A 20,930-nucleotide genomic window follows, 5' to 3' on the forward strand; every position below is an offset into this window, starting at 1 on the left:
GCCGCTGCGTGGATCAGTAATCCGGTCATCGGCATCGTCGTCAAGAAGTAGGCCGTGGCTCGAACACCGGCCTGTCGGGCTGAAAGTGGTCCTAGCCTGGTCGCGAAGGCCGCGGCCTCGGCGTGGCCAGGACCGCGTCGTAATCGGCCCGCTCCAGCCCCATCACCGCGCCGCCGCGGCCGACATTGCGCAGGATCCGGCCATCCGCCTCGAAGGCCCGGCGCAGGACGCCGAACTCCCGGACATAGATCTCGTCCTCGGGGCGGACGTATTGATTGGTCTCGCTCTGCCCCGGCGCGTAGAAATAGGTGGTCGCCTGGCTGTAGTCGAGGTCGACGCCGAGGATGTAGGCTTCGGCGAATCCCATGTAGTGGGCGATCTGGGCCGCGAACAGGATCACCGTCGAATCATTGCCCAGCCCCTGCCAGGGATGGTGCCGGAAGCCCTGCTTGCGCAACCCCCCGCGATAGGTCGGGAAGGTCACCACACGGTCGGTGGGCGGCCGGAACTCAGGCCGGGCCGCGATGGTGTCGCGCACCAGATAGGTCTCGACCGGCAGGGTCGAGACATCGGCCTTGATCCGGTCCCAGCCGCGCAAATCGCTCAGCACGTAGTAGGGGATCGGCGCCGGCAGCCCGTGCTCCAGCGCCTTGTAGCCCTTCTTGACCACGAAGAACTGCTCGCCGGCCAGCTTCGACAGGTCGAATTCGAGCAGCGAGGGTGCGTTGCCGAGCAGGAAGCAGCGTTCGCCGCGATGGCGGTCCTTCAGCGCCATGATCCGCCGGGTGCGGCCGGGCGCGGCCAGGGCCCCGGCCAGGGCATAGGTCTTGGCGAGCAGCGGCAGCATCGCGCCCCCCTACCCGGCCGCCGCGGGCGAGGCGCCCAGCAGCTCCCGGTACACCGCCAGGGTCGAGCCGGTCATCGCTTCCTTCGTGTAGTGCGCCGCCACCGTGGCGATGGCGCGTTCCGCCATCCGCTCCCGCTCCTCCGGCGTCAGCGACAGGGCCCGGTCGATCGCGGCGGCCAAGGCCTCCGGGTCGCCGGGCGGCACCAGCCAGCCGGTCTCGCCCTCGGCCACCACCTCGGGCGGCGCGCCGATGTTGGTCGCGATCACCGGCCGGCCCAACGCCATCGCCTCCACCACCACGCGGCCGAAGCCCTCGGGATCGGTCGATGCGTGCACCACCACGTCGGACAGCATGTAGGCGGCCGGCATGTCGTCGCAGTGGTCGACCAGTTGCACCACGCCGTTCAGCCCCTTCGCCGCGATCCGGTCGACCAGCTCCTGCCGGTAGCTGCTGCGGCCCTGGTCGCTGCCGACGATCAGGCAGCACAGATCCTGCCGGCCGAGCCGGGCCAGCGCGTCGATCACCACGGTCTGGCCCTTCCACCGGGTCAGGCGCCCCGGCATCAGCACGACCGGCCGGTCGTCCGGCGCCCGCCAGGCGCGGGCCAGCTTGATCATCCGCTCGGCCGAGACCGCCTCGATCGCGAAATGCCGCAGGTCGACGCCGCGCGGGATGGTGCGGATCCGCGCCGGATCGGCGCCGTAGGTCTGGATGATATATCGGGCGACGTAGTCGGAGATGGCGATCACCCGATCGCCACGCACCATGATCGAGTTGTACAGCCGCTTGGCCGCGTTGTGCTGGTTGTAGGGTGCGTGCACGGTGGTGACGAAGGGGATGCCCAGGCGCCGGCAGGCGGCGTGGGCGCTCCAGGCCGGGGCGCGGCTGCGGGCATGGACGAGGTCGATGCCGCGGTCGCGGATCACCGCCTCGAGCCGGCGGATGTTGCGCCAGATCGTCACCGGGTTCTTGCCGGCAAGCGGCAGGGTGATGTGCTCCGCCCCGGTCCGCGCCAGGTCGCGCAGCATGGCGCCGCCCTCGGAGGCGACCAGCGCCCGGCCCCCCGCCGCCTCGATCGCCGCGGCGACCTCGACGCAGCCGCGCTCCGCCCCGCCGGTGCCGAGCGCCGGCAGCACCTGCAGGATGGTGCGGCCCCGCAGGTCGACCGGGGCGGTCGGCGGCTCGTCGGTCGCGGCGTCTGGCGGAAGAAGATGAGCGGTCACGAGTTACGATGGTACCGGGCGAAACGGGCGCGCACCCTACATCAGCAGCCGGATGCGCGCCATGGCTGGAAGCGTCAGGCAGGGCTGCGCCAGCGCAGCGACATGCAGGACAGGCCGGCGTCGAGCTTGCCGGTCTCCTCGACCCGGAGCGGCACGACACGGTGGCCGAGCCGGTCGAGCGTCTCGATGGTGCGCGGGAAGCCGGCGCCGACCAGCACCACGTCGTTGACCCGCAGCGCGTTGGCGGCAGCCTCCTCCCCCTCCGGCACGCGCACCACGCGCATGCCGGGGAAGAAGCCGGCCAGGGCCTCTGTCGCCAGCACCGTCTCGCCGTCGAGCAGCGAGCAGGCGGTCTTGAAGTGAAGCACGCCCGGCGGCGGCGTCACCACCTCGGCCTTGCGGCCGAGCTCGGCGAGCAGCGCCGCCAGCGCCCCGGCGCCGCGGGCGTCGGTGCGGGCGGACAGGCCGATCATCACCGCACGCGGCGTGACCAGCACGTCGCCGCCCTCGGCGAAGCCGGCCTCCAGCGCCAGCACCCGCTCGAAGCGGGCGGCCAGGGCGGGGGCGATCTCCGCCGCCTCGCCCAGCCGCGACGGCGCGCCGGGGCGCAGCAGGATGGCGCCTTCGGGGAAGGTCAGCGCCGGATCCTCGACGAAGACGGAATCGGGGAAGGCCTCGAGCGGCGGCAGCACCTCGACCGCCACGCCCGCCCGCTCCAGCGCCGCGACATAGGCCGCGTGCTCGGCCCGGAACCGAGCGATGTCGGGCGCCCCCCGATCGACGGCGCGCAGCCCGTCCACCGCGGACCCGGCGGGCTGGCGCGCCAGGGCGCGATCGAACCGGAACACCTCGGCCATCTGTCTCTCCCGGATTCCCCGATTTGTCGGTGCCGACTCTATCGCGAGGCTGGATGGGCGGCCATGCCGGAGGCAACACACAAAACCGCATACAAGTCCGCTTGCCGAGCCCGACCCTCGTCGCTATTGTCGGCGCCTCCAGCGGAGGGGTGGCCGAGTGGTTGAAGGCGCTCGCCTGGAAAGCGGGTATACGGTGTTGAGCCGTATCGAGGGTTCGAATCCCTTCCCCTCCGCCATTTAGTCCCGCAGCGCATTGATTTTCCTGACGAAATTCCACAGCTGGATTTTCAGCCTACATCTGCGGCTACACTTCCGATCCGATCTGGGGCGAATGGTGGCGACGGGGCGCGACGACCTCGCTTTTTCGCTGCCAGCCCTCTGGTCCTCCGGCTTCGACCTGTGGCCGCCGGGCTGTGGATGGGTTCCATCTGCAAGGAGGTCGCCCGATTTTTCTGCGCTGCGCGTCCGCCCGCGAGGCTAGCGGTCCCGCGTTCCGGTGCTCACCTTTCCTGCATCAGCCCTGTTAAGGCGTGAGTCCAGAACTCATCAGCTTCGCCTCGTCGGTTCTCCGCATATTCACCGAGATCACGGTTCGAGCCTCGGATGGCGAAGTCGGCGCTCCCAACAATTTGCGCGGCGGCTTTCATGAGCAGAAACAATTCCCCGAATCTCGGATGGCCGGTTTCCATCGGCGTTCGAAGGTTGTGCGCGAGGATCTTGTTGCGGAATTCCCGAAGCCGCCGTTTCGCCAATCGCCCCTTCGGCGACAGGTTGAGGGTCTTGTAGGCGTCGATCGCCCGATCGATGTGCTGCAAACAGGCTGCTTGTTGTGAATCCGCCATGTGCGGCATGCCTGTCACCCAGGTCCTGGCTCGATTGCCCAGCAGCCCTCGACAGCGCTGCTGAGCGAGGTAGTGGAGCAGGATCGGGATGGAGTTTGTGTCCTTCTCGTCGGCGTGGCGCCAGCGACTGCCCGGATCGAAAAGACGGCTGAGAACCAGGGCCAACGTCAGAGCCGCGCTGTGGCTGATTGTGTTGTAGGTCCCAGCCCCATAGACCGGTCGAGCCGGGGGCTTCACCACAATGTCGTTGCCCGCCTCCAACGCCGCCTCAACAGCGAGGCCGAACTGAACGTCTCTCACGATCGGCCCGATCATGGCATCGAGCCGCCTGATGGCCTCGGTCCTTGCGATCGGAGTGCGCCGCTTTTTCGGCTTCCTTGTGGCCACCCTGTCCTCCCCTCCCAGACTCTACGCGAGCGATCTGCACCGCTGCATGACCAGGTACAGTTCGGGATCACCGATCGTCCAGGTGCCGCATGGCCATCCCCTCCGAAATCGACCTGTGGCGCTACAGCCTGGCGCCTGATCGCGCAGCGGTGCGAAGCGCTGTTGAACGAAGAGGGGATGAGGCAGTAGACAGCGGCCCATGCGCTCCCTGGTTGTCCTTCTCCTCGCTCTCTCCTCCCCTGCCATCGCCGCGGTCGAGATCGTCGATGGCGACACCCTGCGCGTGGACGGCGAGCGCGTGCGGCTGTGGGGCATCGACGCGCCAGAACGGGTGCAGCTCTGCCGAATCGACGGCCGGGACGAGCCGATCGGCCGGGAGGCGACCGAGGCGCTGCGGTCGATCCTGGCGCACGGCGAGTTGCGCTGCGAGACAAAGGACCGCGACCGCTACGGTCGGACCGTCGCCGAATGCTGGGCCGGGCAGGTGAGCGTGAGCGACGCCATGGTCCGGTCAGGGTGGGCCTGGGCTCTTCCCCGCTACAGCAAGGATCGCTACCTGCCGGCGCAGGAGGAGGCCGAGCGGGCGGCCCGCGGAGTGTGGGCAGGCGACCGCGCCTGCGAGGCCCCGGCCCGCTTCCGGCAGCAGCACCGCAGGTGATATCGTCGAGACATTTCCAGCCGGCGCAGTGCGCCAAGGAATAGTTGGGGGAATTCATGTCGAATTATCGAAGGGATCCCGTGTCCGGGTTTTTGCAGGGGATCCTTATCTTTTTTGGAATCGTCCAGATCCTCGGGGGAATCATTGCGGCAGCCAAGCTCTGGCCGGAGCCCTCGTTCCGCTACGTCCTATCTGCCGGGCTCTCATACAGTGCGGCGGACGCCCTCCGGCAGCAGCAAATGGTCTGGGCCACCGCCATCCTTGTGGCGTCGGTGATCATGTCAGCGCTGTTTTTCGCCCTGTCCTATGTGATCGCGCAGAATGAGACGATCAAAGAACGACTGGCAGATGGGCGCCGGCCAGCCACTCCATGAAGCCGAGTCTGAAGGGGCCGACCTGCTCTCGATGGCGACGGGCATCCCAACCCCGACCGGGGAAGCCGTTTCGCCACATTGATTGACGCTCGGCCGAGGGAACCTCAACGCTCGCCGGAGATGTTGATGCGGCATGGCGAAGGGGCGCGACGCATCGGACTGGACGGTCCGCCACGACGGTGACGAGGGCACCGTGGAGTGCGACGAGTACCGCGGCCGGTTTCGTGTAAGGCCCGGCGGTGTGGTTCGGATCATCTGGACTCAGGGGAAAGGGCCGCCGCCGAAGGAGGACCTGCCAGTCAGCATGGCGGCGCAGGAGGCGATCGACGCGGCGATCAGGCCTAGGCCATGAGGTGCTTGGCGACTCAGCCCCGCCGCGCTATCGCTCCTGTATGAGCGAAGTCCCGACCACTCCCAAGATCGACAACATTTACTACCACGATTCATTCGTGGCAGCGTGAGGCGACTTGTCGGAGTAGTAGGATACTCAAGCGGCTCGGCGCGCTTCGTGTGTCGCTCTTAGACCGAGCGTCGATTTTTGATGGGGGATTTTTATGAATGCAACGCGACCAGTTGTCGAAGCTGAGGATCTCAGCGGAATCGTCACGACGTTGCTGCATGCGCGCGAAAGCACGAAGTTCGAAACGAAGCGTGCGTCTGGGAAGATGGTTGGAAAGGCCCTAGAGACCATCTGTGCGTTCGCCAACACATCGGGCGGCTATCTCGTAATAGGCTTAGAAGATCGGGGAAAGGCGTCTGGCCAAGATCGACTCTACGGAGTCGAGGAGAATCCTGAAGCATTGGATGAGCTTCGAAGAAAGCTTAGCACTCATATAATCCCGCCGGTAGCTGGCGTCGCAATATCCCAATTCCCTACGCGACTGCGCGATGGGTCGCATGGAAATATTGCCGTGGTCAGAGTGCCGCAAAGCGAGAAGGTTCATTCTATCCTAGATGATGGCACATGGGTTCGCTTTGAAACAAGCAATAGGGAAATGACGCCGGCAGAGATAGTTGAACTATCCTATAGAAGAGGCACGATTAGTGCGGAAACCGAATTAGTAGATGTAGATTTAGAGCTGATTTGCACTTCTTTTTGGCGAAATTATTGTGCAAATCGTGGAGTTACTCATGGATCGGACGAAGAGAAGTTTCTCCGTCTTGGTTTGGCGAAACGACAGTCTGACAAGGTATCGCCAACCCGGGCCGCAGTTCTTCTCTTCTCAGAAGAGCCCGGCGGTCTGCTATCCGGGGTATCTGCTCGCGGTGATGTGAGAGTTTTCCATTATTCTGGCAAGAGTGTAGAGCGAGGAGCCGTTCCCAATTTGCATGTTCCGCCAAAAACGATAAGCGGCCCTCTTATTCAGCAAATCGAAATGTCATACAACTATGTAATGGAAAGGCTCTCAAAAGGACTCGTACTTTCCAGCTCTGGATTCAAATCACGTCACCGCTATCCCGACAGGGTGATTCGAGAGGCCATTACCAACGCTATAATTCATAGAGATTACCACTATAACAAAGATATTCATGTCAGGATATTTGACAATAGAATAGAAATCGAGAGCCCTGGATTGCTACCCGGTGTAATCAAAGTCACGAACATCGATAAATCTGGATCATTCGCCAGAAATCCAATGATCGCGCGATGCCTGCGCGATTTCCCTATTGCTCCAAATGTCGATGCAGGAGAGGGGGTTCCGATGATGTTCTCAGAGATGAAGGCAAGCAATCTTTATCCACCAATTTATCGGGAAATGACTGAGATCGCGTCCCCCTCGCTCCTCGTGACTCTCTTAAACGAAGAGAGGCCGGCCATCTGGGAGGAGGTCAGTCATTGGATCGATACCCATGGTCAGATCGCAAACGGGGACGTCTGCAGAATAGCCGAATGCGATACGTTGACCGCCTCCAAGCACCTTCGACGGTGGGTCGAGCAGGGCTTGCTTGAGATGGATCCGACAAAAGGCAAGCGTAACATGGTTTATCACAAGCCCGCGGCGGATGAACTGGTCCCAGAGCCTCCCGGCGGTTCTTTATCTATTGTGAAGGATAACAACTGACTCCATCCAGAAAAGTCCTTATTTTTCAATATATTAAAGAAAGTTTGTTATCCAAGGGACCGCAAACCATCCGGCTGACAACGTGTTGAGCCATACGAAGCTGTCCGCAACGCTCTCTCGCTCACTCAGCCCCGCTTCGGCGGGGCTCTTCGTCTCGGGTATCGCGGGCGCACGTGGGCGGTGTCGCGAAATCCCGACTCGACTCGCCTCGCTCCGCAAGCCACACTCCCTTCATTGCAAGAGGAGTTTTTGATATGGCAGATTATCAAGTGACCTGTATTCGGCGCGACAGAAGTGATGCCGATCGACGCATTGATCGGCTCGGCGGCCCTGGTTGGAATGATACGATCGATAGAGTGATCGCATTCATCAAGGCTGGTACTCACCGGTTTTGGACAACCGCCAACGGACAGAACGTCTGGGTAGTTGTCAGACAGCACCCGACGTCGGGTCGGGATTATCTGGCAACTCAGAACGATGGATATCCACCGAACAATTTGTTGAGCCTGCCGGAGTGCCCATAAGCAACGCGCTAGGCGACTTGTAGGCCATGGGTCAAGTGCCCAAGCCAGGGCCTATCTCAACCAAGCGCCGACCGATCCGACCCTGACCGACTACGATCGCGAGAACCTCGTGCTCTATCTGCGGCTGCTGGACGCCGCCGAGGAGGGCGCCGATTGGCGCGAGGTGGTGCGGGCGCTCTTCGAGATCGATCCTGCAGCCGATCCCGAGCGCGCCAGGCTCATGCACCAGAGCCACCTTGAGCGGGCGCGGTGGCTGAGCCGAGAGGGATATCGGTACCTCCTCAGGGAAGGCTAATCCGTCCTCTTCCAAACAGAAGCCCCGGCCGAAGCCGGGGCCGTTCACAACGTTGTTGTGAAGCTAGGACGCCGCGATTGCCTCCCGGCCGATCAGAGGCCAGTCGTCGCGCGCAGTCTTGGCGAACATCTCTGCCTCCTCAGCGACCCGACGGACCGCAGCCACGTCAGCCTCCTCGAACGGGCCTGAGCTGCGCAGCAGCAGGACAACGGCGTGACAAAGGTCGGCGGCGGCACGCAGGTTATTTTCGTACTCGTCCACCGCCTCGCGGATCTCGGCGCGGGTATCAGCTATCATGATGACGGCCCTCCCTCGCGTCAGGCTTGCGCGACCAAGCCGCGCTCGATCATGCACCGCTTGACGGCTTGTCGACGCTCTTCCGTCGCCGCCCAATAGGCAGAGATGCGGCGAGCCTCGTCGTCTGCGGCAATCCACGGCCGGTCGGGAAGCCGTTCGAAGAGGGACGCCGAGCCGTCTTCATGCATGACGAGATAGGGCGTCCACCCGAGCGCGGTCATGCCGTCAAGGTAGGCGTTGGGATCCTCATTATCGTCAGAGCCAATCATCGCATCGATCTCCCGCAGGCAAATGGTCGCTGAAATGGCGCGCGGCTCGATGGTCAATCCGTCCGGCATGCTCACCTCCATAAAATGTCATCCATTTTGGTTGACATCATCCATGTTAGATGTCACAAACAGCATGTCAACTGTTTTAGATGAGGTGATTGAAAATGGATGAGCCGGTGATCGTCCCAGCTCAGGTTCGGGCTGGACGGGCCCTTTTGGATTGGTCTCAAGACACCTTGGCTCGATCCGCCAATGTCGGCCTGAGCACGGTGAAGGACGTGGAGAGCGGAAAGCGGGAGCCCATCGCCGCGAACTTGGCGGCTATCCGAAGGGCGCTGGAGGACGCCGGCGTTGTGTTCATCCCGCCTAATGGTGACGGGCCTGGGGTGCGCCTGCGCGGACGAAGGGCGATTGTTATCCGGCGTCCGACAAAGGTGGCCGGCGAGTACCTTCCGTTTCGCGTCGCTTGGCGCGGCCGGAAAGTCATCGCATTCATCAGCGTGGACGCCCTCTCCGATCTTGCTGGCGCCGATCTAGCGACCGACGAAGATCACGTCCGAGCGTTCGAAGCTCACCAAGGTGAGATTCTGGACGCCACATCTCGCGCGATCGATGCGGAGCGGCTCGACGAAGACGGTTATGTCCGGCTCGGGCTGTACGACCTCGGCCGCGTGGTGGGCTAAGGGCGCTAGCCTCGCGCCTCCGGCTCTTCCCCGCTGTTCTCAGATGGATTATGGTCCCGCTCGCTGCGGCGGCGTGGAAAGCAGACACGCTGCCTGCCCGAAAGGGTAGACGTCTCCTCGCAAGAGGAGCTTGCGCGATAGGTGGTAAGGGGGTGGGGCCCTCGACCGGAATTGACCGGAGGAAAAGGCTTAATCGGAGCGGAAGCGAGCAGGGCGGGAAGGACAGCCGAAAGGTCGTGCCCCCGATACCCGGCCCAGGAAATCGGAAGTCTCGCGAAAGCCACCGCAGCCGGAGTAGCGACCGGCCCGCAGCATTCGACATCCCGCCGTTAAATGACGGCAGCGAAGAAAAGGATATCTGGCGCCGACCTCCTATGAGCCGATCCCGTCGTAAATCCCCCTTCTCCGCCATGACAACCGCGGCCTCCGATAAGGAGGACAAGGCCGCTGAGCATCGTCGCGAGCGTCGCCAGGTACGCGTGGCGATCAAGGACGATGCCGGCGCCCTGCCTCACCCTCGTGCCTATGGCGATCCCTGGGACGCGGCGAAGGACGGCAAGCGGCGGTTCGATCCCGCAGAGGAGCCGCGTCTGCTTCGGAAATGAGACGCCGGTGCGGCGTTATCCGCCCGGAAGCGTGACGCCCTTCGTTGCCATCACCTGCCGTAGCAGGCCCATGGCCTGAGTCCTTCCGGTGTCGTCCAGATAGTGGTCATAGACGGCCAAGGCGCCCAGCGTGCACTTGAGGCCGCTCCCCGCGCCTTCACGGCTTCCCAGGTAAAGCTGGTTGGTGGGGGCCGCCAGAGCACCGCTGGTATAGGTTGGCGAGGAGATGTTTGAACCGGCGTCCACCAACCCCCAGATCTGGGTGGTGTTCACGGCCACGACCAAGCCGAACCATTCACCCTTCGGTTGAGTTGTCGCGGTCGTCGCGGCGACGGACCCGTCCGACTTGATCTGCACGGCTGCGACCTGGTTCGTCGCGCTGTCGAAATTCATGCCGAAACCGCTGGTCGAGGCAAGCGACCCGAGGAAGTAGCCGGTCGCAGAGATGTCGGCCGCCGGCATCGCCGCCAAAGCCACCGTGCAATAGGGGGTCGATGGTTTGAGGCCGGTAGCGACCGCGAAGGTGCCGCCGGGCAGCACTAGGCCGGTCGAGCTGAAGGTCAGGCCGGCCGGCAACATAGGCACATTGCCTGTGGCATCGGAGCGCGACCGGAATTCCCAGGCTGCGAGGCAGCCGGAGATGCTGGTCAGAACGGAGGGCATCGGGACCGAGGGCAGGTTTGGGTTGGTCGCGACGACGTGCGTGACGATGCGGGTGCCGAGCATTGAAGGCTCCTTATGCGATCCAAAAGGTTGCGGGCGGGTTCGGATAGACGCCGGCCGAGGCTCTGGCGTCATTGCCGACGCCCCGGAGCACAGCATTGATGGGCGTCGTTCCTCCTCCGAGATGGTTGAAGAAGGCGCACCCGGTAAAGGAGGTGATGGCGGGATCTCCGATCGCATAATCGGTTCCGCCGTTGGTCCTCGGGATCATCCGGATATCGCCGCCGTTGACCTTGACCCGCGCGTGCGCGGAAGTCAGATCGTTGGTGTCTATCCGCCCGATCACGCCGCCCTGGATATCGACCGAGCACAGGGCCCGAATGTCGACCATGCAGGGCCAGCAATTCTCGATCCGGACGCGTGGGACCCATTTGCGCGTCGCGTTCAGGTAGGCGGAGTCCCACAGCGCCGGATTGCCGTCGAGAACCAGGGTCGAGTTCCCGTCAGCGATGAACGCCTTGTTCAGGGTCGAGTAGACGTTCTTGATGACGATGTCGGCATTGGTGCCGTCGTAGCGCAGAGGGTTCCGCGCCCCGTCGGTGTTCTCGTGCAGGGTGCCGGTGATGAGTCCCGAGCAGATCGCATTCGAGTTCGCCGGCACGTTCGTGGCCGAGACACCATCGACCTCGATCACGGTCGGCAGGTAGGTCTTGTAGCCCGCATTCGCGAGCGCTTTGATCTGTACGATCCGGACCGCACCCCAGCGCAGCCGGTCGATGATGCTGGTGCAGCCCTGGAAGTCGAACACGATGTTCTTGACCAGGACCACGTTCGGCATGTGGACGTCGCTCTGGACGTTATCGGCATTCGGATAACCGAGCCGCACCACATCGAAGCTGGTCGCGTTGGCGAAGTTGGGGCCGTTGAAGGTCGCGGTCGGGGGGATCCGGACGGTCAGCCCGTCGACTTCGATGTCACCGTCCCAGTCGCAACCGTAATCGTTGCGGAAGCTGAAGATCGCGGGCAGCGAGTCGTTGGCCTCGCCGAGCACGTCGCCCGGGGTGTTCACGTACTCGTATCGGTTGTTCTTGGCGATGAACTTGCCGCCGCCGATCAGCCGAGCCCCGCGGTTCGTGAAGACGTTGTTCTCAAACCAGACGTCCCAACCGCCCCAGTGGAAGTCGATCCGGTTGACGTGGCTGTTCGTCATCCGGAAGTCCTTGCACATATAGTTTCCGAGGACGCCCCAGCCGTAGAGCCCCCGGAAGTGGTCGACATGCACGTCGACACAGTTCGTCATGAACAGGCCGTAGGAGCCGGCGACGGCAGGATGGGCGTTGGTCTCGGCGTCCTTCAGCTGGATCGAGAACACATACTCCGGGAAGAACATCCGCCGGCTCTCCATGTCGGTCAGAGCCGAGGTGTACTCGTCGACCAAGCCCATGATGCGAGTCATGGGCCGGTCGCACTTGATGCCGACCCAGGAGCGCGGCGCCGTGCAACGGAACTTCGGGGCCTCGAAGGTGAGGAAGCTGTCCTCCTTCTGGGTGATGATCGCCTCAACCACGTTCCCGGTCGTCAGGGTCTCAACGAACCGGTTCGAGAGGTTCCCGTCCTTGCCAATCAGAACGCAGTCGTTCTTGAAGACCCGGTTGCGGAGGTTCGAGGTATCGCCCCGGCGCCACATGTGGATCTCATCAGAGATCCAGGTGAACATCCCGCCGTAGTAGTCAAGCAGCTTCGGAAATGGGAGATATTCCCCACCCTTTATCAGGTACTGCTTGTAGTTCGCATTGAAGTCGGTGACTTCCGAGGGGCTGAGAGTTACCCGAGGCTTACCGCTGATGCGAAAAATCTGAGGGGCGGTGTCCCAGTTGACGATGCCGTCGCCGGACTGATCGTCGGTCAGGATCGTGGCGCCATTCAGATGGCAATCCGTCCTCGCCTGGATCTCACCGGAGCGCCACAGGAAGACACCATCGTTCTGCCGCACCCGAAGGCCTCTGACGTTGGCGAAGGCGTGGCAGTTGATCAGCGCCGTCTCCGTCGGCGTGATGCCGGTGGCATCGGCTCCGAACATCTCCCAAGTGACTTCGCCGCTGGCGAGACCCGGGAGGCAGATGCGTTCCCACCGGCGCCCGTCGGTGCCGACGATGATGCCGCCGCCGTCATCGGGACTGGTAGTGTCGCCAGCCCGCACCTGGAATACCCCCGCGATCTTCTCGCCCGTCACGACGATCCTGGTGAGCGGGCCGCCATAGACGCGCAATGCCGCATAGTCCGTGACAGTGGTGGAGCCGACGTAATTCTCCGCCGTCAGCCCGATGAACGGGATCAGATTGCCAGCCGTGACATCCGCCGTGAGGCTGGTCGAGGTATACGCCGTCGTGACCATGTAGACGACGCCGGTCGCGGTGTCGCGCACGAGATCGCGGGCGTCATAGGCAGTGGCCGGCGCATAGTTGGTGATTGGTCCATAGGAGAGGATCGGGCCGGTCGCCGCGGCAACGGCGGCATAGCCGTCGGCCACCATCTGATCGATCTGGTGCTGAAGTTCGGCGATCTCTTCCGGCGTGAGGCCGCCACCGCCGCCGGAAGATGAGCCGTCCGGCTTCGCGCCGAATAGGACAACGCCATTGGCATCGGTGATGACGAGGGCGTAATCGCCGATCTCGCCGTACCCCACCCGCGCGCCGAGAAGATCAATGTCTCCGTCCATCCGGAAGCCCTGGAGCAGGGTTCCGTTCGCTCCCAGCACCGCGAGCGAGTAGATGGTGTCCCTATAGACCTGGAACGGCGTTTCGCCGATCAGGGCGCCCCCGAACAGTTCCCACACACCGTCCTTCTGGACGCGCCCATAGGCCAAGCCGTTGGGGTCGACGAACTCGAATGCGGCCTGCCCACCATCGACCACGAACACAGCCTGGAGTGCGGTGACGATCCCTTGCAGCGTCGTGAGGGCCGTCGCGAGATTGGACACCCGATCGACGCCCATGATCCACTGATTGGTCGAGTCCTGCCAGACCCAGAGCGTCGGGAAGTTGTTGGCGTCGACCGGATCGGCTCGGACGATGCCCACCGTGCCGTCCGGCTGCGACGTGTCGGCATCCATCGCGGCCTTGGTCGGGTAGGACTTGGCACCACTGCCGGCCGCCTCGGCTAGGGCCTGGATGAAGCGCAGCAATCGGCGGATATCGAGCTTGTTCGGCTCATGGACGCTGCCGTCCGGGTTGTTGTCGGCCCAGACCTGATCAACGGACGGGGTGGCCATCTCCCAGCCCCCCTTATGCGCCGCCGTGACCGGCGGCAGTCGTGCACCGGTCCCATTCGTCGAGAATCATGGCGCGCTGCTCGCTGAGCGTGGCGGCCGCCTTCTGCGGATCGATGCCGGCATCGACCATGCCGACCTGGTAGTCGGCAAGGAGCTCGTCCACATCAGCGACGAAGTCCCTCCCCTCGTTGATGGCTCGAAGCGCGACAAGGCACAGCCGCGTCAGGAAGGGCGAACGGCGACACGCCCGGATGCACTCCAGGAGGTCGCCGGAGATCGGGAAGGGAGCGAGATTCATAGAGGTCTCCATCTAAGGGATCCGGCCGTCTCACGACGCTCGATCCGGGTTGTTTCTCAGTGCAGCGCCGCACCTCTGCGGCGGACCCATGCTTCAGCCTTTGGAAGCTCGGCCGCGCGCCAGACGGCCCAGCGTCGCCGGTTCTCCGCCATCACGGCCTCAATCTCATCCGGCTCGGCATCTCTGGCGAGCAGCGCGATCTCGACCTCGAGGAGAGCCTCCCGCTCGGCACGGTCGACCTCGGCCATCAGCTTCCAGATGCACGGATCCTCGGTCACTTGTCCGCGCTCCATGCCTTTGCGACCGCTGCCGCCGGGTCGGGCTCGCGATCCGCAAGCTTCGCCTCGATGGCATCGAGCCGGGCCAGGATCGGCTGAAGACGCCGGTCGATATGGCCGCGAACGATCGTGGCGATCTCCTGGCCCATGGCCTTCCCGTCGAAACTCATCGCTCGTCCCTTTCTGACCAAGCGGCGGAGATTGCTTGCGAAGCGCGCAGGTCGGCTTGGCCCTTCTCCAGCGTGTCGAGGCGCTCCAGGATGGGCTTCACGGCCCTGTCGATCGCCTCGCGGACGACGAGGCCTATCTCTGTCGCGAACTCGTCTTCGGTCATGCCCGTGATCCTGAAGCCGCCGTCCTTCCCGTCGGAACTCATGGCTCTCCGCCTCCTGCCCATGCTGCCGTGATTGCTTCGGCGGCAAGCGGCTGGATGCGCCGCGCCTCCAGCGCGTCGAGGCGTTCCAGGATCGGCGCCAGAGCCTTCTCGATCGCCGCACGCATGACGGCGGCAACGTCTTCGCAGAATTCGCGCTGTTCCTCAGGGATCATCGGCCGGCATCCTTCCCGTCCTGGCCGCGCTTCACGGCCAGGGTCCAAGCGTCGCTGCTGCCCGGCCGATCGCGCGTGCTGGCGCAGCAGAACCACATCGAGCCATCGCAGGTGGTGAAGTCGCCGCGGTTGTACTGCTCGGCCTTCTGCCAGACGCCGCGATAGGGGAAGCCCCGCTCGGCCGCCGCGTTGGCCTGGCGCTCCAGCGCCTCCAGCCTGCTCCGCACGTCCGACATGGCCTTATCGATGTATCTCTTGGCGCCCCCGACTAGGGCATCGGCAAGGCGCTCTGGATCGATGCCGGCCATGATCACGACTCCCAGCGCCGGGAAACCGCGTCTTCGGCGTCGCTGTCGCCGGGCGGCAGGCGCCTCTCGATCGCGTCGAGGCGCTCGACCAGGGGCAGAACGGCGGTCGCGACATAGTCGCGGATGGCCGGCGCCATACCCTTCATCAGAGCCGCGATGTCCTTGTGGGTCATCGTCACCATCCCTTCTGTCGGCGGACCACCTCGCCGCGCTCTCTAACGATGCCGTCGGCGCCTATCCGCCGCTCCGTCGCCACATACACGAACTCTTGGCTCCGCCTCTCCCGGGCGCGCTCGTTCGCCTCCAGCCGGCGCAGCAGCGCCTCGCCATCAGCGAGTGCCTGTTCCATCGTGTCTTCCATCACTTGGGCTTGCCTCCGATGATCGCGGCGATCTCGGCGCCTGTCAGGGTTTGGCGCTCGTCGAGGGCGACGGCGACGCGCTCGATGGCCTCCCGATGCCTCTCGACAAATTCCTGTGTGATGTCCCGCAGCGCGCCGCGGATGGCGCCGGTATCGCCCCAGGAGCCGATGAAAATGGCGTGGGCCAGAAGCTGCTCATCGCTCGCGGACATGTCGCCTGTCCGCTCGGCGCAAACTCCGGCCAACGCGGTGATGGCGAAGGCCATTGCCACTTGCGAGTGGTGCTTGCCCCGCATGAACAGGTCATGGGGCTGCCCGAATGTGACGCTAGGATCTGCGCCGACCATAGCGACGAAGACTGGGATCCCTTTCTTGTAGGCAGCAACGGCGTGCCCAGCCTCATGTAGAGCAGCGGCCGAACTCACCATGACGGCCGCGCCTTCATCTCGTGCCAGTCATTAGAAGGCGGCGCGTCGCTGGTATCGCGGAGAGCGCACCAGAATTTGCAATGGTGAATCACGATCGCCCTTCTCTCGTAGTGCTTCCCGGGCTCGAACACCCGAACACGTAGGGCAGGCCGAGTTCCTGCTGAGACAATGTCCATGGTGGAAGCCTCAATCATCATAGGGCCAATGTGTCACGGTTCTTGGGCCTGCGTAGTGACGCGTCACTCATATTCGTTCCATTGTCTTGAGATCGACTGAATCAGTTCGGACACGGCTCGATCGAAAGCCTGCTCGCTGTCGGCGAGCATCGGATCCAGGAAGCCAAGCGCCTCAAGCGCGGCCCCGAAATCGACCTCGTCGACCTCGATCATGATCACCCGACGTCCGGCCCTCCGGCGCTCGCGAAGCCGACGCATGCGTTCCTTCGACGAGGGACCGCTCATGCGGCGTCCCCCGCCGTGTCAGTCAGCCCATTCGCAATGCAGGCAATCCGATCGAGCAGGTCATCACTCAACATCGAAGCTTCCTAGGCGAAGGTTTTTTCTACAGGTTTTGGAAAGAGCGAGTGCCCGCGCCGGTCCCCGGTCGAGGCGGGACAAGACCTCTGGATCCCCCCGACCGGGGGGAGCGACCGGTCTGCCGACCGAGCCCTCGCGGGCCGGTGCCGGAAGGTCCGCACGCGGCGTGCCAAAATCGCAGGGAAAAGCTGCTCGGTCGCGAGGCGGGGGGAGTGTCAAAATCGGGTCCGCCTCCCCCAGGGGCCGGCGCGGGCCCTTCGTTCGCACCGAGATCAAATTTTGAAAGGGGGGGTTTCGGCTTTCCGGAGGCCGCCCAACTTTTTTCTTTTGAAACGCGGCTTTGCGCGCGGAGGTCCCTGCGCCGGTCCCCGACCGGTTGGCCCCCGATCCTCGGATACCCCCCCTTCCCCCTCATCGACCCGCTCCGAGGAGGGCTAGGGCATCCTGCAGGCCCACCAGGTCATCCTGCAGCGCGATCCTGCGGGCCCGGATGTCGATGAGCCTGGTGGAGCGCTCGCCGCTCTCGAGCTCGCCGACGACCTCGGCCGCTGCCGCGGCACGCAACTGCTCCAGCTCGACCTCGGCCTTGGCGATGGCAGCGCGGATCAGGGCCTGTCGTTCGGTCACGCTCATGACGGATTCCTCCAGTCGCAGGCCCTCATTGGCCCGGCAGGTTGGGCGCCCCGCCCCAAGCGGGGGCGTTCCAACCGCCTGGGGGGTATAAGGGGGGAGTTGGAACAGGCAGTTGGAAGCGGTTGGAAGTCAGTTGGAACCGCAGAAACTCTGGGCTCCGAAGTCGGTTGGAAGGCGGTTGGAAACCGGTTGGAAGCGGTTGGAAGGCGGTTGGAAACCGGTTGGAAGGCTCCGATCATGTCGGCTGCTCGCATGGCATGAGACGCCAACGCTGCTTCGACTGCGGGCCGAACGGCACCGACTGAATTCGGCCGCTGGCCAGAAGGCTCTCCATCGCCTCCGCCAAATCCCGCCGCGACACACCCTTGCCGCCGGGTAGGCTTGCGATGACGGCCGGCGCATAGGTCGGCCCCTTGTTGGCGGAGACGTTCCGACCCTGCTCAAGGCACAGGCGCAGCAGGCGAAGAAAAGTGCCTTCGGCTCGAACGCGGCGGTCGATGCGATCGACGGTATCCTCCAGCGAGGCAAGAACAGGCTGGAAAGCCCCGCTCTGCCATCGCATCAAGATCTCCTCGCCGACGCGGCCATAGTTGGCCTTGGCGCGTCGCAGGACGCGCGCATCCGGATCGACCTCATCGTCGGCATCGGCCTTTGGCCGGTCGAGAAAGAGCCGGCTGCGCACTGCCGCATCCCAGGCGGTCGATCCGGAGTATTCTGAATCGCCGGCCTTCGCCGGATGCGCCAGGAGGATCACGGCGGCCCCTGACGGCTCGCACAGCCTGGCAAGCATGTTCACGAACTGCGTCGTCTCGGCCCGGCTATTCTCGTTCCCGGCGAACGTCTGGGCCGCGTTGTCGATGACGATCAGCGTGGGCTTGGCGTCGTGAACCCAAGTCAGCAGCTGGCTGAACAGCTCGGTGTGGCGCCCCTGAAAGCCCGGCTCGACTTCGAACAGGACGTTCGGCAAGCCGGCACGAGCCGCCCAACGCAGAACAGGGGACGCACGCTCGAGCTGGGCCGCCTGCAGGATGGCAGTCTGCCGGCGCCAAATCTCCGCATGGTCGTCCTCAGTGAAGAGGCCGAGTGCGGCACCGCTGGCAACCTCGAGCCCAAGCCAGGGGACGCCCGACGTGGCGGAGATGAGGAGTTGCTGCGCGAGCAGCGTCTTCCCGTTGCCGCCCCGGCCGCTCAGCATCGTCACGCATCCACGGGGAATCCAGCCCTCGACGAGCCATTCCCGTTCTGGCGGGTCGTTGCCCAGCTCCGACGCGATCTGCCAGGTGAGCAGCTTGGGGGCCGATTGGCCGCCCCGCCCCAGTTGCTCCACGTCCAGCGCGTCGATCTGAGCTATCAGATCCCTCGCAAGCGTGTCGGAGAGGCGCCGGCCGAGGGCGCCGTCGATCTTCATGCGGGCAGGCCGACGAGCTTCTTGAGCGAATGCCAATAGATCAGACGGCGCCCAGCGGCGTGGGTGTACTCCAGATCACCGGACTTCATCAGGTTGTAGAACTGAGAGTCGCTGATGCCAGTAAGCTTGACCGCCTGCTGGACCGTACAAGTCAACCGGTCCACTTCGCGCACAAGGGCGGAATGGATCTGATCAGAGGTCTTGTTTCGCATATTGACCCACAGCAATTGTAGTTGATTGCTGTGGGAAGCATGCCGGGAGACGTTTAGTCAGTCGAAGGGAGCTTGCCTACCCGTTTCGGCGACCCTGCCGCCCTAGCGGCTTTAATTGCTGCACCGGCTTGAGCCGGTGCCTCGGCGTCGATCCCGAAGATGCCAAATAGCTCGGCCAGATAGTCCACGAAGGGCCCAGTCGTGATCCATCCATCCTGATGCTGGTTGACTGGAACTCTGCGCTTCACAGTAGTCGCTCGTGCGCCACTAAGGCGCTCGTACACTTCGAGAGCGACAGAACTGAAAGCTGCCGCAAACCTCTTCCCCGGCTTTGCCGGCTTTGTTGGCGCCTCATGTTCGATCGATTGGGCGGCTTGATCCGCAAGGTCGGCGAAGCGGTTCAAGCCGCGGATATCGAAGGAAGGCTTCGAGACAGGTTGCCCGGGCTGGACGCCAGCAGCCTCTATCAGCGCCCGAGTCACATCGGACGGCATTTCCATGAGCCGGCTGATAAGGTCGCGACAGTCGTCCGCCATCTCCCGCAGATAGGCCGCAGCCGCTCGCGAGCCGATACGACGGTCGGAGCTCACTATCCCGCCGGCGGCCTGACTTCCGGCCATGAAGAGGTCGATCGCGGCCGATCTGACCTTCTTATCGTCGGGGGCGCTGCTAATTCTGCGGAGAAGGTCTTCGGTTTCCAGAAACGGGTCCTGCCTCATCGTGCAGCCCTCATTGGCCGAACGTCGCCGGCCGGCCTCGGAGCGGCGCAGAACTTCGCCCAATCTCCCATCAGGCGCCGCCGTTTATCGAACAGGTCGCCACGCTGATAGGCCGCCTGCACCTTGTTTTTGAGCGTGTGGGCGAGGCACGCCTCGGCCAGCTCCTCCGGATAGCCGGTGGCCTCTGCGGCCCAATCCCGGAAGCTGGAGCGGAAGCCGTGCACAGTGATTGGCCGGCCGCCCTGCTTCGGGTCGACCCATGGGAGGGGCGTCCCCTCCTCCACCTCGTTCATGCGATCGATGACGGCGGACATCGCCGCATTGGAGAGCGGCTTGCCCTTCTTGCCTCCTGGAAATACCCAGTCGCCATTCTTCGTGTCCCGCTGCGGCAACACTCTCTCCAGGATCGCGATGACGGCCGGTGTAAGCGGGACACGATGCTCTTTGTCCGCCTTCATCCGATCGGCTGGGATGGTCCAGGTCTTCGCAGCGATGTCGATCTCTGGCCAGCGGGCGCCGATCGTCTCGTTGGTTCGCACCGCTGTCAGGATCGTGAATTCCAGCGCTATCGCGCCGACACCCTCCTGGCCACGCAGGGCGGCCATGAAATCGCCCATCTGCTTCCAGGGCAGCGCCGCATGGTTCCGGACCTTGCTCACCTTGCTGCGCGCCGGCAGCAAGTTCTCCAGATGCCCGCGCCAGCGCGCCGGATTGTCACCCTCTCGCCAATGCCGGGACTTCGCGTAGTCGAGCACTGTCTCAATCCGGCCGCGAAGGCGGGAGGCCGTCTCCGGTTTCGTCGACCACAACGGCTCGACCACCTTCATGACCGCACCTGTGTCGACCGACGCGACCGGCCACGCACCAAAGACGGGAGCGGCATAGGTATCGAGCGTATTGCGCCATTGCTGCCGATGCTTCGGGTTGCGCCAGGTCGCCTCGTGGGCGGCGATGTACTTGTCCGCCACCTCCTTGAACGTGATCGTGGCGCCGATCTCTGCAGCAGCTTTAGCGCGCTCGGCTCTCTTATGTGTCAATGGATCAACGCCATCGAGCAGTAGCCGGCGCATATTCCGCGCCTTCTCTCGCGCCTCGGCAAGGGTCACGTCGTCGGCGTGCCCGAGGCCCATCCAGTGTGGCTTTCCGTGCAGCGTGTATCGGAACAGCCAAGACTTCTGATCAGGCCCGCGCACCTGCAGCCACAGCCCCCGGCCATCGCCGTAGCGGCCTGGCGTCTTCAGGTTCTTGACCTTGATCGCGCTGAGCTTCTCGCCCATCCGCCCAACCCCACGGCCAACATCTCAGCCTACACTATAGGTATGGATGCGGATTGGCAACTAT

30 protein-coding genes, 1 tRNA gene and 1 pseudogene are annotated in these 20,930 nt (G+C 64.0%); 9 read left to right on the plus strand and 23 right to left on the minus strand.

The genetic code is table 11. The features are described from left to right. Positions 1–91: 91 nt before the first annotated feature. The 3 genes from G537_RS0132870 to G537_RS0132880 all read right to left on the minus strand — a co-directional run bounded on the left by G537_RS0132870 (position 92) and on the right by G537_RS0132880 (position 2,928). The gene (locus tag G537_RS0132870) at positions 92–847 is read right to left on the minus strand and encodes a hypothetical protein (protein WP_026873649.1); all 756 of its coding nucleotides are present in this window, start codon (positions 845–847) and stop codon (positions 92–94) included. 9 nt (positions 848–856) lie between these two features. Beyond that, a complete protein-coding gene (locus G537_RS0132875; protein ID WP_026873650.1) occupies positions 857–2,071 on the minus strand; it encodes a glycosyltransferase family 4 protein in 1,215 nt (404 codons plus the stop codon). 74 nt (positions 2,072–2,145) lie between these two features. Continuing rightward, the gene (locus tag G537_RS0132880; RefSeq protein WP_034853798.1) at positions 2,146–2,928 is read right to left on the minus strand and encodes an arginine deiminase family protein; all 783 of its coding nucleotides are present in this window, start codon (positions 2,926–2,928) and stop codon (positions 2,146–2,148) included. A gap of 143 nt (positions 2,929–3,071) precedes the next feature. Between G537_RS0132880 and G537_RS0132885 the strand changes: the two genes are divergently transcribed. Continuing rightward, positions 3,072–3,164 (plus strand) — tRNA-Ser (locus tag G537_RS0132885). Between the two features lie 264 nt (positions 3,165–3,428). Here G537_RS0132885 and G537_RS0132890 read toward each other — a convergent pair. After that, on the minus strand, positions 3,429–4,157 hold the full coding sequence (locus G537_RS0132890; protein WP_026873652.1) for an AbiU2 domain-containing protein: 729 nt from the start codon (positions 4,155–4,157) through the stop codon (positions 3,429–3,431). Between the two features lie 199 nt (positions 4,158–4,356). Here G537_RS0132890 and G537_RS41310 point away from each other — a divergent pair, with 199 nt between their 5' ends. The 6 genes and pseudogenes from G537_RS41310 to G537_RS41315 form a co-directional block, all read left to right on the plus strand. Then, a complete protein-coding gene (locus G537_RS41310; RefSeq protein WP_034853870.1) occupies positions 4,357–4,815 on the plus strand; it encodes a thermonuclease family protein in 459 nt (152 codons plus the stop codon). A 56-nt stretch (positions 4,816–4,871) separates the two neighbouring features. After that, a complete protein-coding gene (locus G537_RS0132900; RefSeq protein WP_155888884.1) occupies positions 4,872–5,189 on the plus strand; it encodes a hypothetical protein in 318 nt (105 codons plus the stop codon). Positions 5,190–5,322: 133 nt separating this feature from the next. Beyond that, positions 5,323–5,541 (plus strand): hypothetical protein, encoded by a 219-nt coding sequence (locus tag G537_RS44430; protein WP_026873654.1) that lies wholly within the window; start codon positions 5,323–5,325, stop codon positions 5,539–5,541. Between the two features lie 202 nt (positions 5,542–5,743). Next, positions 5,744–7,252, plus strand: a complete 1,509-nt coding sequence (locus G537_RS43285) for an ATP-binding protein (RefSeq protein WP_211230592.1) — start codon at positions 5,744–5,746, stop codon at positions 7,250–7,252. 254 nt (positions 7,253–7,506) lie between these two features. After that, a complete protein-coding gene (locus G537_RS45695) occupies positions 7,507–7,776 on the plus strand; it encodes a DUF3892 domain-containing protein (protein ID WP_081689201.1) in 270 nt (89 codons plus the stop codon). Between the two features lie 70 nt (positions 7,777–7,846). Continuing rightward, positions 7,847–8,071 (plus strand): annotated as a pseudogene (locus G537_RS41315) (DNA -binding domain-containing protein); the annotation flags it as partial. Positions 8,072–8,134: 63 nt separating this feature from the next. On the opposite strand, the gene G537_RS0132920 reads toward G537_RS41315, so the two are convergent. Then, positions 8,135–8,368: a hypothetical protein gene (locus G537_RS0132920; RefSeq protein ID WP_026873656.1), complete on the minus strand. Its 234-nt coding sequence runs from the start codon at positions 8,366–8,368 to the stop codon at positions 8,135–8,137. 20 nt (positions 8,369–8,388) lie between these two features. Beyond that, a complete protein-coding gene (locus tag G537_RS0132925) occupies positions 8,389–8,706 on the minus strand; it encodes a hypothetical protein (protein ID WP_155888885.1) in 318 nt (105 codons plus the stop codon). A 95-nt stretch (positions 8,707–8,801) separates the two neighbouring features. On the opposite strand from G537_RS0132925, the gene G537_RS44435 reads away from it, so the two are divergent. Both G537_RS44435 and G537_RS43300 read left to right on the plus strand, forming a co-directional pair. Then, positions 8,802–9,320, plus strand: a complete 519-nt coding sequence (locus tag G537_RS44435; RefSeq protein ID WP_162146184.1) for a DUF1488 family protein — start codon at positions 8,802–8,804, stop codon at positions 9,318–9,320. A gap of 374 nt (positions 9,321–9,694) precedes the next feature. Continuing rightward, a complete protein-coding gene (locus G537_RS43300; RefSeq protein ID WP_081689202.1) occupies positions 9,695–9,925 on the plus strand; it encodes a hypothetical protein in 231 nt (76 codons plus the stop codon). Positions 9,926–9,940: 15 nt separating this feature from the next. Here the strand turns inward: G537_RS43300 and G537_RS0132935 are convergent, their stop codons facing one another. The 17 genes from G537_RS0132935 to G537_RS0133010 all read right to left on the minus strand — a co-directional run bounded on the left by G537_RS0132935 (position 9,941) and on the right by G537_RS0133010 (position 20,866). After that, positions 9,941–10,651, minus strand: a complete 711-nt coding sequence (locus G537_RS0132935) for a LamG domain-containing protein (protein WP_026873658.1) — start codon at positions 10,649–10,651, stop codon at positions 9,941–9,943. Positions 10,652–10,661: 10 nt separating this feature from the next. Beyond that, positions 10,662–13,859, minus strand: a complete 3,198-nt coding sequence (locus G537_RS0132940) for a hypothetical protein (protein ID WP_026873659.1) — start codon at positions 13,857–13,859, stop codon at positions 10,662–10,664. A gap of 13 nt (positions 13,860–13,872) precedes the next feature. Further along, a complete protein-coding gene (locus tag G537_RS0132945) occupies positions 13,873–14,157 on the minus strand; it encodes a hypothetical protein (RefSeq protein WP_155888886.1) in 285 nt (94 codons plus the stop codon). A gap of 56 nt (positions 14,158–14,213) precedes the next feature. Further along, positions 14,214–14,435 (minus strand): hypothetical protein, encoded by a 222-nt coding sequence (locus G537_RS0132950; protein WP_026873661.1) that lies wholly within the window; start codon positions 14,433–14,435, stop codon positions 14,214–14,216. Further along, positions 14,432–14,584 carry a hypothetical protein gene (locus tag G537_RS44130; RefSeq protein ID WP_155888887.1) on the minus strand — a complete coding sequence of 51 codons (153 nt, stop codon included), beginning with the start codon at positions 14,582–14,584 and terminating at the stop codon, positions 14,432–14,434. Before G537_RS44130 ends, G537_RS0132950 begins: the two co-directional genes overlap by 4 nt. Positions 14,585–14,601: 17 nt before the next feature. Next, positions 14,602–14,811: a hypothetical protein gene (locus G537_RS0132960; RefSeq protein WP_026873662.1), complete on the minus strand. Its 210-nt coding sequence runs from the start codon at positions 14,809–14,811 to the stop codon at positions 14,602–14,604. After that, positions 14,808–14,984, minus strand: coding sequence for a hypothetical protein (locus tag G537_RS44135; protein WP_155888888.1), 177 nt, complete (start codon positions 14,982–14,984; stop codon positions 14,808–14,810). Before G537_RS44135 ends, G537_RS0132960 begins: the two co-directional genes overlap by 4 nt. Continuing rightward, entirely contained in the window at positions 14,981–15,220 is a 240-nt protein-coding gene (locus tag G537_RS41325) for a hypothetical protein (protein ID WP_064742256.1), read from the minus strand. The genes G537_RS44135 and G537_RS41325 overlap by 4 nt, the downstream gene beginning before the upstream one ends. A 74-nt stretch (positions 15,221–15,294) precedes the next feature. Then, a complete protein-coding gene (locus G537_RS44140; RefSeq protein WP_155888889.1) occupies positions 15,295–15,465 on the minus strand; it encodes a hypothetical protein in 171 nt (56 codons plus the stop codon). A gap of 2 nt (positions 15,466–15,467) precedes the next feature. Then, positions 15,468–15,641, minus strand: coding sequence for a hypothetical protein (locus G537_RS0132980; RefSeq protein WP_155888890.1), 174 nt, complete (start codon positions 15,639–15,641; stop codon positions 15,468–15,470). Between the two features lie 11 nt (positions 15,642–15,652). Beyond that, the gene (locus G537_RS0132985; protein WP_155888891.1) at positions 15,653–15,919 is read right to left on the minus strand and encodes a hypothetical protein; all 267 of its coding nucleotides are present in this window, start codon (positions 15,917–15,919) and stop codon (positions 15,653–15,655) included. Positions 15,920–16,320: 401 nt separating this feature from the next. Then, positions 16,321–16,470, minus strand: coding sequence for a hypothetical protein (locus G537_RS43305; protein WP_211230593.1), 150 nt, complete (start codon positions 16,468–16,470; stop codon positions 16,321–16,323). A 558-nt stretch (positions 16,471–17,028) separates the two neighbouring features. After that, the gene (locus tag G537_RS0132995; protein ID WP_026873665.1) at positions 17,029–17,250 is read right to left on the minus strand and encodes a hypothetical protein; all 222 of its coding nucleotides are present in this window, start codon (positions 17,248–17,250) and stop codon (positions 17,029–17,031) included. A gap of 235 nt (positions 17,251–17,485) precedes the next feature. Next, positions 17,486–18,658 (minus strand): AAA family ATPase, encoded by a 1,173-nt coding sequence (locus tag G537_RS41330; protein ID WP_051249434.1) that lies wholly within the window; start codon positions 18,656–18,658, stop codon positions 17,486–17,488. Continuing rightward, on the minus strand, positions 18,655–18,870 hold the full coding sequence (locus G537_RS44145) for a helix-turn-helix transcriptional regulator (RefSeq protein ID WP_155888892.1): 216 nt from the start codon (positions 18,868–18,870) through the stop codon (positions 18,655–18,657). Before G537_RS44145 ends, G537_RS41330 begins: the two co-directional genes overlap by 4 nt. 53 nt (positions 18,871–18,923) lie before the next feature. After that, complete coding sequence (locus G537_RS44150; protein WP_155888893.1) at positions 18,924–19,589, minus strand: hypothetical protein; 666 nt, start codon at positions 19,587–19,589, stop codon at positions 18,924–18,926. After that, positions 19,586–20,866, minus strand: a complete 1,281-nt coding sequence (locus tag G537_RS0133010; protein WP_026873667.1) for a tyrosine-type recombinase/integrase — start codon at positions 20,864–20,866, stop codon at positions 19,586–19,588. The genes G537_RS44150 and G537_RS0133010 overlap by 4 nt, the downstream gene beginning before the upstream one ends. Between the last annotated feature and the right edge of the window lie 64 nt (positions 20,867–20,930).

The organism is Inquilinus limosus DSM 16000, assembly GCF_000423185.1.
Classification (GTDB): domain Bacteria; phylum Pseudomonadota; class Alphaproteobacteria; order DSM-16000; family Inquilinaceae; genus Inquilinus; species Inquilinus limosus.